The organism is Thalassotalea insulae, assembly GCF_030161395.1.
GTDB classification, from domain to species: domain Bacteria; phylum Pseudomonadota; class Gammaproteobacteria; order Enterobacterales; family Alteromonadaceae; genus Thalassotalea_E; species Thalassotalea_E insulae.
In genome coordinates this window covers 3,816,412-3,829,844 of the sequence record NZ_BSST01000001.1, presented here as the reverse complement: position 1 = coordinate 3,829,844, position 13,433 = coordinate 3,816,412, and the positions used below count along the sequence as shown (strand labels likewise).

General features: G+C 40.3%; 7 protein-coding genes, 5 tRNA genes and 2 rRNA genes. 7 read left to right on the top strand and 7 right to left on the bottom strand.

The features are described 5' to 3' along the window. Positions 1-10: 10 nt before the first annotated feature. A complete protein-coding gene (locus QQK06_RS17170) occupies positions 11-1,534 on the top strand; it encodes a SpoVR family protein (RefSeq protein WP_284246021.1) in 1,524 nt (507 codons plus the stop codon). Between the two features lie 38 nt (positions 1,535-1,572). On the opposite strand, the gene fadR is transcribed toward QQK06_RS17170, so the two are convergent. Further along, the gene (gene fadR / locus QQK06_RS17165) at positions 1,573-2,283 is read right to left on the bottom strand and encodes a fatty acid metabolism transcriptional regulator FadR (protein ID WP_284246020.1); all 711 of its coding nucleotides are present in this window, start codon (positions 2,281-2,283) and stop codon (positions 1,573-1,575) included. An 866-nt stretch (positions 2,284-3,149) separates the two neighbouring features. Here fadR and nhaB point away from each other — a divergent pair. Together nhaB and dsbB are read left to right on the top strand one after the other, a co-directional pair. After that, positions 3,150-4,742 (top strand): sodium/proton antiporter NhaB, encoded by a 1,593-nt coding sequence (gene nhaB / locus QQK06_RS17160; protein ID WP_284246019.1) that lies wholly within the window; start codon positions 3,150-3,152, stop codon positions 4,740-4,742. Positions 4,743-4,890: 148 nt separating this feature from the next. Beyond that, positions 4,891-5,409 (top strand): disulfide bond formation protein DsbB, encoded by a 519-nt coding sequence (gene dsbB / locus QQK06_RS17155; RefSeq protein ID WP_284246018.1) that lies wholly within the window; start codon positions 4,891-4,893, stop codon positions 5,407-5,409. A 50-nt stretch (positions 5,410-5,459) separates the two neighbouring features. Here dsbB and QQK06_RS17150 read toward each other — a convergent pair whose 3' ends face one another. Together QQK06_RS17150 and gltX are read right to left on the bottom strand one after the other, a co-directional pair. Further along, entirely contained in the window at positions 5,460-6,101 is a 642-nt protein-coding gene (locus tag QQK06_RS17150) for a DUF1707 domain-containing protein (RefSeq protein ID WP_284246017.1), read from the bottom strand. A gap of 259 nt (positions 6,102-6,360) precedes the next feature. Continuing rightward, positions 6,361-7,773 (bottom strand): glutamate--tRNA ligase, encoded by a 1,413-nt coding sequence (gene gltX / locus QQK06_RS17145; protein ID WP_284246016.1) that lies wholly within the window; start codon positions 7,771-7,773, stop codon positions 6,361-6,363. 272 nt (positions 7,774-8,045) lie between these two features. Here gltX and QQK06_RS17140 point away from each other — a divergent pair. The 4 genes from QQK06_RS17140 to QQK06_RS17125 all read left to right on the top strand — a co-directional run bounded on the left by QQK06_RS17140 (position 8,046) and on the right by QQK06_RS17125 (position 8,964). Then, a tRNA-Val gene (locus tag QQK06_RS17140) sits at positions 8,046-8,121 on the top strand. Between the two features lie 37 nt (positions 8,122-8,158). Beyond that, a tRNA-Val gene (locus tag QQK06_RS17135) sits at positions 8,159-8,234 on the top strand. 31 nt (positions 8,235-8,265) lie between these two features. Next, positions 8,266-8,341: transfer RNA gene (locus tag QQK06_RS17130), tRNA-Val, on the top strand. A gap of 224 nt (positions 8,342-8,565) precedes the next feature. Then, the gene (locus QQK06_RS17125; protein WP_284246015.1) at positions 8,566-8,964 is read left to right on the top strand and encodes an ExbD/TolR family protein; all 399 of its coding nucleotides are present in this window, start codon (positions 8,566-8,568) and stop codon (positions 8,962-8,964) included. A 615-nt stretch (positions 8,965-9,579) separates the two neighbouring features. On the opposite strand, the gene rrf is transcribed toward QQK06_RS17125, so the two are convergent. The 4 genes from rrf to QQK06_RS17105 form a co-directional block, all read right to left on the bottom strand. Then, a 5S ribosomal RNA gene (gene rrf / locus QQK06_RS17120) occupies positions 9,580-9,694 on the bottom strand. Positions 9,695-9,880: 186 nt separating this feature from the next. Next, positions 9,881-12,759: ribosomal RNA gene (locus QQK06_RS17115) — 23S ribosomal RNA — on the bottom strand. Positions 12,760-13,186: 427 nt separating this feature from the next. Beyond that, a tRNA-Ile gene (locus QQK06_RS17110) sits at positions 13,187-13,263 on the bottom strand. A 39-nt stretch (positions 13,264-13,302) separates the two neighbouring features. Then, positions 13,303-13,378 (bottom strand) — tRNA-Ala (locus QQK06_RS17105). Between the last annotated feature and the right edge of the window lie 55 nt (positions 13,379-13,433).

The following is a 13,433-nucleotide window of genomic DNA, read 5'->3' as shown; positions in this document are numbered from 1 at the left end:
AGGAGTCATTATGGCCAAAAAGAAAAAAATGCTTTCAGATGGACCAGACTGGACTTTCGAGCTGCTTGAACAATATCAATGTGAAATCGAACGTATTGCAAAGCACTATCGTTTAGACACTTACACCAATCAAATAGAAGTGATCACCGCAGAACAAATGATGGATGCCTATGCCAGTGTTGGCATGCCTATTGGTTATAATCATTGGACCTTTGGTAAAAAATTCATCCAAACAGAGCAAACATATAAGCGGGGCCAAATGGGCCTGGCTTATGAAATTGTCATCAATTCAGATCCGTGTATCTCCTACCTAATGGAAGAAAATTCAATGACAATGCAAGCGTTAGTAATGGCGCACGCATGCTATGGTCATAATTCTTTTTTTAAAGGTAATTATTTATTTAAAGCGTGGACAGATGCTAGTTCAATTATTGATTACTTACTATTTGCCAAAAACTATATTGCAAAGTGTGAGAATAAGTATGGAATTGACGAAGTAGAAGCTTGCTTAGATGCTTGCCATGCCCTAATGAATCAAGGTGTAGACCGCTATAAGCGGCCCCAAAAAATCTCGTTAGAGCAAGAATTAGAGCGACAAAAAGCACGAGAGGAGTACCTACAATCTCAAGTTAATACCCTGTGGCGTACAATTCCAAATAGCAATGCAAAAGGTGCCAAAAAGAAAGAAAACTTCCCAAGTGAACCACAGGAAAATATTCTCTATTTTATTGAAAAAAATGCGCCATTACTTAAACCCTGGCAACGAGAGATAGTACGTATTGTCCGAAAAGTATCGCAATATTTTTACCCTCAAAAACAAACACAAGTAATGAATGAGGGTTGGGCCTGTTTTTGGCACTACACTATTTTAAATCACATGTATGATGAAGGCTTAGTAAGCGACCAGTTTATGATGGAATTTTTACATAATCATACCAATGTCGTGGCTCAACCTGATTATAACAGCCCTTATTACTCTGGCATTAACCCTTACGCACTGGGTTTTAACATGTTTATCGATATTAAACGTATTTGCCAATCACCAACAGAAGAAGATAAACAATGGTTCCCGGATATCGCAGGTAGTAACTGGTTAGACACTGTACATTTTGCTATGGAAAATTTTAAAGATGAAAGTTTCATCAGCCAGTTTTTATCACCTAAATTGATACGAGATTTCAAACTATTTCATATACATGATGATGAAAACGATAATTTTATCGAAATAGCGTCAATCCATAACAGTAGAGGCTATCAAAAAATTCGTAATACCTTATCAAATCAATACAATCTTAGTAATTTAGAAGCGAATATTCAGATCACTAAGGCAGATGTTAACGGTGACCGTTCTTTAACCTTAAAATACACACCACATCAGGATATCCCACTCGCCGACTCTAAAGATGAAGTATTAAAGCATTTGTATTATTTATGGCAATTTGATGTCAAATTAGTACAGGATAATAAAGAAGGTCAAGAAGAAATCATCGCTCAAATTCCCCCTGCGGAAGTGGATAAAGAAAAGGCAAGCTAACCGCTTGCCTTTTCATCTAATTCAACCGGATATACTGTTTATTCAGATAACTCTTTTAGTACGTCATCTTTAAGTTCTGCCCATAATTTACCTGACTCAATACCGTATTTTCGCACGGTAAACACAGACTCATCATGTTTGCCTTCTTTTGCTAACTCGATCAGTTTTTGATAATACTGACGAGAGATTTCCCGCCCTGTTGGGTGAGCAAAATACAAAGAACCTAAACGAGAATATAAACCTCTAAAACCATTTAAAATCAATAAATAAATAGAGTTACCTGAAGCGACTACCAGTTCTTTATTCAACTGATAATCAAATTCGGCAAAGGCTTCACCATTATCAGCAATAGACTCGTATGCTTGCAGTAACTCTATCGTTTTCTCGGGATTATTCTTAATAGCACCACGAACATAAATAGCGCTGATGTTAGTACGAGCAGACATTAAGTTATCTACTAGATCTGGAATACCGTCCTGATCTAATTGCGCTAATGTTTCAAGAATATTTAACCCTGATGTTTCCCAAAAATTATTCACTCGCGTTGGCTTACCATGTTTTATGGTCAACCAGCCATCACGAGCCAATCGTTGTAACACTTCTCTTAGCGTAGTACGAGTAACACCAATTAATTCAGACAACTCTCGTTCTGCTGGTAAAATTGAACCAGGTGGAAACCCACCGTTCCAGATAGATTCAACAATATACTGTTCTGCAAATCCTGCCGGACTTTGTGCTTTAATAACCATGGGCTCCACGAAACTCATTATAAATTGGGAAGTTAAAACTGATTGTACCAGAAGATAATTTTGGTACAAGCTAGATCAGACAAAGTTAATTTAACTGATCATACATGTTTTACACTGCCTGAGAATTTAACGTTGTAAATAGCAGATTAGATTGCCGACAAACAGTCGTTCTTATGGAATCAATTACGACTTTCCGGTCCCAACTTACGCCTGCTTGGTCGTGATGAAATTCAAGGTTAACATCATAGAATAACTCATGTTTTTCAATTCAGAGTCAATCGAGCACTTATTAAATGAGTCAAATAACTCCGTATCAGTTTTCATATTTTTTGTTCTAGTGTTTCTTCTCTATGTGCCGTAAAACTCAATAATAGTAAAGTAGTATTGGTAATAGTTTTCACCAGATCTCCTAAATGATTAACGCCGCGTTAAGGGGAATTTTATTGTTGGCTTAAATGTTGAACGGAGCGAAGACAGCCAAGTGTAAATTTTCCCTCTTGAACGGCTTATTGCAGGCATTTAAATAAACAGGCGCTTAACTTGCTCATTATTATTACGGTCTGAAATTATAAACTCAACCGAGATAGAGTACGACTCACAAACTTTATTGTAAATCAAAGCCTCATCGCTATATACAGCCCTAAATTGATAAAAATACGCTCTGTTTACATCCCAGTAACCTAAGTAATACAAACTATTAAAAGCTTATTTAGCTCTGCTCAAAAAATCTTACTTTTTCGTAGCAGTTAAAAGCTATTCTAATTTACAAGGTTAACTTTAATGCTTACACTAGAAATCAGTACTTAATAATTAATAACAATGACAATACCTTAGTAACTATTGTCGTACATAACAAAAGGTTCATTATGCAACAATCATTTATGAGTGCTTTTTATAAGAACTTTCTGGGGAATTCGCCAGAATGGTATAAATTAGCCATTATCGCATTTCTTGTTTTAAACCCAATATTGTTTTTCTATGTCAATCCTTACATTGCAGGTTGGGCCTTAGTTATTGAGTTTATCTTTACCTTAGCAATGGCATTAAAATGCTACCCTCTACAGCCTGGGGGTTTGTTGGCAATAGAAGCAGTTGCCATTGGCATGACCTCTCCAAAACAAGTTATGCATGAAATGGTGATTAATTTTGAAGTGATCCTGCTACTTATCTTTATGGTAGCTGGCATCTACTTTATGAAGAATTTATTGTTGTTTTTATTTACTAAAATTATCACTAAGGTACGCTCAAAAACTTTAGTATCCCTATTATTTTGTTTCTCTGGCGCATTTTTATCAGCGTTCTTAGATGCACTAACCGTTATCGCCGTAATCATTAGTGTTGCGGTAGGCTTCTATTCTGTTTATCACAAAGTCGCATCAGGTAAAGAGGCTCACCATGAGCATGACCATACATCAGATAACGAAGTCACTGAATATTCTCGAAATGATCTTCAACAATTCCGTGGTTATTTAAGAAATCTGATGATGCATGCTGGCGTTGGTACAGCATTAGGTGGCGTTTGCACTATTGTTGGTGAACCACAAAACTTGATCATTGGACAGCAAGCTGGCTGGGAATTTATAGAATTTGCTGTTCGCATGTCGCCTGTTACCATCCCAGTTTTCATTTCAGGCATGTTAACTTGTGTGTTACTAGAAAGAGTAAAATGGTTTGGATACGGCGTAAAAATACCCGCGAATGTTTACACCATTTTAAATGACTTTGATGTTGAAGAAAGTAAAAAACGTAACATACGCGATAATGTCAAATTGGTCATGCAAGGATTAATCGGCATTTGGTTAATTATTGGCTTAGCCCTTCATTTAGCCCCAGTGGGCATGATAGGTTTATCAGTCATTATTTTAGCGACTACATTCACCGGTATTACAGAAGAGCACCAAATAGGACATGCGTTTGAAGAAGCGCTACCGTTTACCGCACTTTTAGCTGTCTTCTTTGCTGTAGTAGCAGTTATCATTGATCAACAATTATTCACACCGGTTATTACCTGGGTATTAACATTCGAAGGTAATATGCAATTAGTCATGTTTTACCTAGCTAATGGCTTATTATCTATGGTAAGTGATAATGTTTTTGTTGGTACGGTTTATATTACTGAAGTTCAAAAAGCGCTCGCTGCAGGTACTATTACGCGAGATCAATTTGACTTACTTGCGGTAGCTATTAACACGGGTACCAATTTACCAAGTGTTGCCACACCTAATGGGCAAGCAGCATTTTTATTCCTATTAACATCAGCATTAGCACCGTTAATTAGATTGTCATACGGGCGTATGGTCATTATGGCTCTCCCTTACACTATCGTATTAACCATTGTCGGTATGTTGGCTATCTCAACTGGCCTATTAGAGTCTAAAACTGCAGATTATTATGAATCAGGTATTATTAAACATCATAAAGTGACAGATGGAGCGGCGAACAACTCGCAGCACCATTAACATTAATCACTGATTTTTTATTAAACGCCTTAAGCAACAACTTAAGGCGTTTTTCATTTCTCTCATAAATATTTATTACAAAAGCCATAGTGAAATTTTTTACTAACTTTTATACTCTTATCTACAAAAATAATGATTAGGATTTTTCGTGAAATTTTTTAGTAATTTATCTGTTAATAAAAATGCTTGGCTGCTTTTAGCCTTGAGTGCATTGGCCTTAGAGTTCGCTGCCCTATTTTTTCAATACATCTTAGATCTTAAGCCTTGTATTATGTGTATCTACCAACGCGTTGCTATCTGGGCGATATTTCTTGCTGGTATTATCGGTTACTTCGGGTGTCAACAAGTATTATTCAGATTAATTGCATATGCTTTCTGGGGAGTCGGTGCCATTTGGGGATTATTAATCGCAATTGAGCATGTTGAAATACAATCATCAACAACCTCATTTTTATTCGGCTGCGAGATTATTCCAAACTTTCCACAATGGGCACCACTTCATGAATGGTTACCATCGTTATTTGCCGCTACTGGCGATTGTGGTGAAATAAGTTGGCAGTTCCTAGGTTATAGTATGCCACAGTGGATGATCGTCGTTTATGGGTTATATAGCGCTTTGTTTTCTATTGTACTGCTAACAAGGTTACAGCAAACTAAAATGTTTTAACTAAATAAAACGGCAGAGATGAATTCTTCGCTGCCGTTTTTATCTTATGCTTAATTAAACATCTTTTTCATATTATCAGCAAAGGAAACAAACCTTTCTTTAATTGTCCGTTTTAATTTAATATTCAAACCACCAAACAAACAAAGTCCTTCGATAATAATTGTCGGCGCATTTCTATCGGCAACTGACGGTGCCTTATTATTTACCCCTCCAAAAATACAAAACGCTTTCGAGACAACATTAACATTCGCTGGAATATAAATGTTATCCCCTCCAAATAAGCAAAATACTTTAACGGTAATATGTAACTGTGAAAATTTCGCTTCACTAAAGTCAATGGAACTGCCACCAAAAATACTAATAGCTCTTAATTCTTTTGCTACCGTCCAATAGCCACTGCGATTATTACCACCAAAAATACTCACTAAATAATCAACGTCCTCATTTTTTGATGGCGCAACATTAGCAAAAAAGTCGTTTCGCTTACTCTCGGCATATTCCTTATCAACATTGAGTTCAAGGTCTTCAGCAAGAGCGGCGATTTCTTTGTGAACATTACTTGCCATAGCAATATCTAAGCGGCGTTCAAACGCTTCAAAAGAAAGCTTTCCATGGCTGTAATTCATAATCAGTTGATCAATAACTTCTTCTCTCACCGACTCTATCGGTCGATCTTCTACTACTACTGGCATCCAATATTCCCTTCTAGATAATCAATCACTATTAGCGGTTTACAAGCAAGGCACACGCCAAAACAATATAACCTTATTAATCAATGATTTAATAGAAAAAGGTTAGCGTTATGCTAAAATTTTTTGTTAGATTAACAAACTATTAGTAACTTATGCCAATAAATTAAAGCAGAACAACTGCAAATTAGAAAGGGAGTAAAAAAAGGCACTTTATACAGTTAAAGATAAAGTGCCTCAAAATGATAATTAAATAAGTAAATTAGCTATTGGCAATACGTTCAGCAATAGCAGCTAATGCTTTATCAATACGAGCCAACACTACATCTTTAGCAAGTAAAGCAAGAGTAACATCTAATGATGGCGAATTACCTGCCCCTGTTGCTGCAACCCGAAGTGGCATACCAACCTTTCCCATACCAACTTCTAACTCGTCAGCGGTGTCATTAATTGCCTGATGAATATTTTCTGCCGACCACTCAGTTAATGCAGCCAGTTTAGTTTTCACTACTTCTAATGGCTGCTGTGCCACCGGGCGTAAATGTTTCTTCAATGCTGTTGCATCAAACTCATTATATTCTTGATAAAAATAACGTGATATCTGTGCCATTTCTTTGAGCGTTTTAACGCGATCGGCCTGAACCTTGACAACTTCAGCTAAATCAGGCCCAGTTTCTGTGTTAATTCCCTGATCAGCCATATGCCAGGCTAAATGTTCAGCAACATAGCTTGGTGCTAAGTTTTTCATATAGTGCTGATTAACCCAAATAAGCTTTTCAGTATTAAACGCTGACGGTGCACGATTACAGCCCGTTAGATCGAACAATTCAATCATTTCTTCACGTGAGAATATTTCCTGATCACCATGTGACCACCCTAAACGTACCAAATAATTCAATAACGCTTCAGGCAAATAACCATCATCACGATATTGCATCACACTGACAGCACCATGTCTTTTTGATAAACGTTTGCCATCATCTCCTAAAATCATTGGAATATGAGCATATTCAGGTAAAGGTGCATCAAGCGCTTTTAAAATATTAATTTGACGTGGCGTATTATTAACATGGTCGTCGCCTCGAACAACATGAGTAACTCCCATGTCCCAATCATCAACGACAACAGTTAAATTATAGGTAGGGGAGCCGTCTGAGCGCGCGATGATTAAATCATCTAACTCTTCATTGGCAATAGTGATATCGCCTTTGACCAGATCATTAATAACCACATTGCCATCTAATGGATTTTTAAAACGAATGACATAAGGTTTGTCTTCAGGGTAATCCGTACGATCACGCCACATACCGTTATATTTCTCTTTTTCACCGTTAGCGCGTGCTTCTTCTCGCATCGCCTCAACTTCTTCTGGCGTACAATAACAACGATAGGCATTACCAGAGTCAATCAACTGCTGAATAACTTCTTTATAACGATCAAAACGTTCTGTTTGAAAATATGGCCCTTTAGTCCATTCAAGATTTAGCCAATTCATACCATCCATAATGGCATCAACGGATTCCTGAGTTGAACGTTCAAGATCCGTGTCTTCAATACGTAAAATGAAATCTCCACCATTCTTTTTCGCATATAACCAACTGTAAAGAGCAGTTCTCGCCCCGCCAACATGTAAGTAACCGGTTGGGCTTGGCGCAAAACGTGTCGTTAAACTCATATTAAAATCCACACTGTTTAATTGTTATTTACCAGTTATAGTAACCAGTAAAATGAACTTGAAAAAATTAGCGGCATTTTATCAGGCTACGTCATGGAAAACATCCTCTCTATAGCTAATTTTTCATCTCCACCTGTTTAGTCAAGCTCACAAAAGCACCACTATGATGAAAATTAAAGCACTTGATTCAAATTAGTGAAAAAAATAGAAAAAATGCTTTAGTTTTTGTTGACAGTTTTTGTGTTCCACCTATAATACGCCACCACAGAGACGGACGATTAGCTCAGTTGGGAGAGCACCGCCCTTACAAGGCGGGGGTCACTGGTTCAAGCCCAGTATCGTCCACCACTTTGCTTTAAAACAAATTCTCTGTATATAAATATTTGGACGATTAGCTCAGTTGGGAGAGCACCGCCCTTACAAGGCGGGGGTCACTGGTTCAAGCCCAGTATCGTCCACCAAATATTTACACTCATGATTCATATACTATATGGACGATTAGCTCAGTTGGGAGAGCACCGCCCTTACAAGGCGGGGGTCACTGGTTCAAGCCCAGTATCGTCCACCACTTCCTAGACCTTATACTTCTTTAATTTATCACTTAAAAAACCACTTTATTTCTATATTAAATCTATCGACTGCTACGCCTGTATATATTTTTTGATTGACTAAATTTTAGATACCTAATGCCAAATTTATCAATTTTTTATTAATTAAATGTAAATAACACTTTCATTTACGAAAAAGATCGTAGATAGTAATAAAACAACTAAAATAAAACTAAGAATAATTATGGCTAGAAAGAAATTTTATGAAGAACGAAATGAAGGTGATGTCGATATGACGCCAATGCTTGATATCGTCTTCATATTACTAATATTTTTCATTGTTACCACTTCATTTGTTAGAGAAGAAGGCTTAGAAGTAAATCGCCCTAAAGCACAGAAATCAGCAAATAATCAAAATAACCCTGTAATAGTAGTGACAATATCTGAGACAGGTTTAGTATCCTTTAACGGTAAAATTGTTGATATAGAAAGACTACCTGCTCGAATTGAGAATTACTTAGCAACAAATAATACGAATAGCGCGGTAGTAATACCTAATGTTGATACCACACACGAACATGTCGTTAATGTTATCGATAAAATAAAAATATTTGACCATTTAACAATATCTATCGGTAAATAATCCAGCTTTCATTAAGCCAATAGACAACTTACTATTGGCTTTTGCATTTAATATAATAATCTATATACAGCTAATTCAGCCTAATGACTTCTTTCAATAAGGATTAATCTCCCTATAGCTAGATAATCAAAAACTCACGTAATTCGACATTTTAGCAGATCTATATCTAGTTAATGCAATATTGCTAACGGTTTTTACCGGTCCCCTTTCTGAATAATTACATTGCAACTTGTAACGACAAGAGCTTAATTGTAATCCCTCATTGCAAGGCTTTAAGAGCGCATAAACGCTCTCATATAGGCTTAACTAACATGAGCATTACCCATCCTCGACATTCTTTCAATTTGCGCACATGAGTGCTTAAACGCCAAAAAGCAAAAAAACGTTACAGTGTAGCGGGCTTTTGGCTACATGGGTGTAATAATCTCGAGCAACCATGGATGGCAGCTCGACCTAAATAAGCGTCTAGCGATGTCCTACTGACATAGATGGATTGACTAATGGCGCGAAGACAGGAAGTCTAAGAGCGACCGGCGCTTGGTGCCTACACTCTACGTCTTAAAAAATACATAGCAAAAAGCCCGACACTTTCGTATCGGGCTCTCTTTAATAGAAGTCTAGCGATGACCTACTCTCACATGGGAACTCCCACACTACCATCGGCGCAGTTGCGTTTCACTTCTGAGTTCGGCATGGGATCAGGTGGTGCCACAACGCTATTGTCGCTAGACATAAACTGGCGTTAATCAAGCTCTCGCTCAATTAACCAATCTTGGAAAGCTGTTTCAATCTTCTTATTCAATTCTGAGTACGTGATTTGACGTGCATGGATGCACTAATGTCGATGAGGTTCATGGATGAACGTTTTTCATCGACGATATGTCAGTCTACAACTTTAAAACCACTTGGGTGTTGTATGGTTAAGCCTCACGGGCAATTAGTATCAGTTAGCTCAAGGCCTCACAACCCTTACACACCTGACCTATCAACGTTGTAGTCTCCAACGACCCTTTAGGGAGCTTAAAGCTCCAGTGAGAACTCATCTCAAAGCCTGCTTCCCGCTTAGATGCTTTCAGCGGTTATCAGTTCCGAACGTAGCTACCGGGCAATGCCATTGGCATGACAACCCGAACACCAGTGGTTCGTCCACTCCGGTCCTCTCGTACTAGGAGCAGCCCTCTTCAATTCTCAAACGCCCACGGCAGATAGGGACCGAACTGTCTCACGACGTTCTAAACCCAGCTCGCGTACCACTTTAAATGGCGAACAGCCATACCCTTGGGACCGACTTCAGCCCCAGGATGTGATGAGCCGACATCGAGGTGCCAAACACCGCCGTCGATATGAACTCTTGGGCGGTATCAGCCTGTTATCCCCGGAGTACCTTTTATCCGTTGAGCGATGGCCCTTCCATACAGAACCACCGGATCACTATGACCTGCTTTCGCACCTGCTCGACGTGTCTGTCTCGCAGTTAAGCTGGCTTATGCCATTGCACTAACCGTACGATGTCCGACCGTACTTAGCCAACCTTCGTGCTCCTCCGTTACTCTTTGGGAGGAGACCGCCCCAGTCAAACTACCCACCAGACAGTGTCCCCAAGCCCGATAAGGGCCCTAGGTTAGAACATCACGCATACAAGGGTGGTATTTCAAGGTTGGCTCCACCACATCTAGCGACGCGGTTTCAAAGCCTCCCACCTATCCTACACATGTAGGAGCAATGTTCACTGTCAAGCTATAGTAAAGGTTCACGGGGTCTTTCCGTCTAGCCGCGGGTATACGGCATCTTAACCGCAATTTCAATTTCACTGAGTCTCGGGTGGAGACAGTGTGGCCATGATTACGCCATTCGTGCAGGTCGGAACTTACCCGACAAGGAATTTCGCTACCTTAGGACCGTTATAGTTACGGCCGCCGTTTACCGGGGCTTCGATCATGAGCTTCGCAGAGCTAACCCAATCAATTAACCTTCCGGCACCGGGCAGGCGTCACACCGTATACGTCATCTTTCGATTTTGCACAGTGCTGTGTTTTTAATAAACAGTTCCAGCCACCTGGTTACTTCGACTGTCACCAGCTTAGGGAGCAAGTCCCATCACCAGCAACAGCGTACCTTCTCCCGAAGTTACGGTACTATTTTGCCTAGTTCCTTCACCCGAGTTCTCTCAAGCGCCTTAGTATTCTCTACCTAACCACCTGTGTCGGTTTGGGGTACGGTTCCTATATATCTGATGCTTAGAAGCTTTTCCTGGAAGTATGGCATCAACAGCTTCAACTCCGTAGAGTCTCGTCTCGTGTCTCAGTCTTAAGAGTCCGGATTTGCCTAAACTCTCAACCTACACACTTTCACATGGACTACCAACGCCATGCCTGCCTAGCCTGCTCCGTCCCTCCTTCGCAATATATAGAAGTACAGAAATATTAATCTGTTTCCCATCGACTACGCGTTTCCGCCTCGCCTTAGGGGCCGACTTACCCTGCCCTGATTAACATGGGACAGGAAACCTTGGTCTTTCGGCGGGGGAGTTTTTCACTCCCCTTATCGTTACTCATGTCAGCATTCGCACTTCTGATACCTCCAGCAAGCTTTACAACTCACCTTCAACGGCTTACAGAACGCTCCCCTACCACTTAATCCTAAGATTAAATCCGCAGCTTCGGTGCATAGTTTAGCCCCGTTACATCTTCCGCGCAGACCGACTCGACTAGTGAGCTATTACGCTTTCTTTAAAGGGTGGCTGCTTCTAAGCCAACCTCCTAGCTGTCTGGGCCTTTCCACATCGTTTCCCACTTAACTATGACTTTGGGACCTTAGCTGGCGGTCTGGGTTGTTTCCCTCTTCACAACGGACGTTAGCACCCGTAGTGTGTCTCCCGCATAGTACTCATTGGTATTCGGAGTTTGCAAAGGGTTGGTAAGTCGGGATGACCCCCTAGCCTTAACAGTGCTCTACCCCCAATGGTATTCGTGCGAGGCTCTACCTAAATAGATTTCGGGGAGAACCAGCTATCTCCCGGCTTGATTAGCCTTTCACTCCGACCCACAGGTCATCACCGCATTTTTCAACATACGTGTGTTCGGTCCTCCAGTTGATGTTACTCAACCTTCAACCTGCCCATGGGTAGATCGCCGGGTTTCGGGTCTATACCCTGCAACTAAACGCGCAGTTAACACTCGCTTTCGCTACGGCTCCCCTAATCGGTTAACCTTGCTACAGAATATAAGTCGCTGACCCATTATACAAAAGGTACGCAGTCACCCGAAGGCTTCCACTGCTTGTACGTATGCGGTTTCAGGTTCTATTTCACTCCCCTCACAGGGGTTCTTTTCGCCTTTCCCTCACGGTACTGGTTCACTATCGGTCAGTTAGGAGTATTTAGCCTTGGAGGATGGTCCCCCCATGTTCAGACAAAGTTTCACGTGCTCCGTCCTACTCGTTTTCACGTTGTGTTTGCTTTCGTGTACGGGGCTATCACCCTGTATCGCCAGCCTTTCCAGACTGTTCCACTAACGCCCACACGCTTAAGGGCTAATTCCCGTTCGCTCGCCGCTACTAAGGAAATCTCGGTTGATTTCTTTTCCTCGGGGTACTTAGATGTTTCAGTTCTCCCGGTTCGCCTTCTTTGGCTATGTATTCACCAAAGAATAGTTGCTTATGCAACTGGGTTTCCCCATTCGGAAATCTGTGCCTATAACGCCTTTTATCGGCTTAACACAGCTTATCGCAGATTAACACGTCCTTCATCGCCTCTAACTGCCAAGGCATCCACCACATACGCTTAGTCACTTAACCATACAACCCCAAATAGTTTGGTACGCCAGGGTGACTAAACCCCAACAATTGTAAAGCCTGACATTTTCACGTACTCAATAGAGTATCTTGAATAAGAATTTGATAGTTTTTCAACTATCGGTTGATAATCTTTCCTTCTCAACATAGGTCGAGGAGAAAGGATTATCGGTGATAAATATTGGCGCGACACCAACATTTATCGGGATATATATCAGCTTTCCAGATTGTTAAAGAAGTAGTAATTAGCGCGCATTCGGCTAAAAACTTGGTTTAAAAAACCAAACTTAAATCATCATCAAATGATACGTTAAGTTTGGCCTTTCGTTCCTTGAAGAAGTACGTTCAATTCAAGTTAATCAAGCTAGTTAGTAGCGACGTGTAGGCTTTTTTACACGAGCTGCGAACTAACGCAGAGTAACGAAGAATTTGGTAGGTCTGGGCAGACTTGAACTGCCGACCTCACCCTTATCAGGGGTGCGCTCTAACCAGCTGAGCTACAGACCTATTTTAGTATTCACCGCCAGTAGGTCACTCAGATAAAGTTGGTGGAGCTAAGCAGGATCGAACTGCTGACCTCCTGCGTGCAAGGCAGGCGCTCTCCCAGCTGAGCTATAGCCCCAAAGGCTTTGTCTTCTTCTAATTCGTTATCATACAATGTGTGTGAACACTCAACA

What these genes read in the sequence shown, in the direction of transcription:
- QQK06_RS17170 (WP_284246021.1), top strand. Translation starts at nt 11, where the DNA reads ATGGCCAAAAAGAAAAAAATGCTTTCAGATGGACCAGACTGGACTTTC.
- fadR (WP_284246020.1), bottom strand. Translation starts at nt 2,283, where the DNA reads ATGGTTATTAAAGCACAAAGTCCGGCAGGATTTGCAGAACAGTATATT.
- nhaB (WP_284246019.1), top strand. Translation starts at nt 3,150, where the DNA reads ATGCAACAATCATTTATGAGTGCTTTTTATAAGAACTTTCTGGGGAAT.
- QQK06_RS17150 (WP_284246017.1), bottom strand. Translation starts at nt 6,101, where the DNA reads ATGCCAGTAGTAGTAGAAGATCGACCGATAGAGTCGGTGAGAGAAGAA.
- gltX (WP_284246016.1), bottom strand. Translation starts at nt 7,773, where the DNA reads ATGAGTTTAACGACACGTTTTGCGCCAAGCCCAACCGGTTACTTACAT.
- QQK06_RS17125 (WP_284246015.1), top strand. Translation starts at nt 8,566, where the DNA reads ATGGCTAGAAAGAAATTTTATGAAGAACGAAATGAAGGTGATGTCGAT.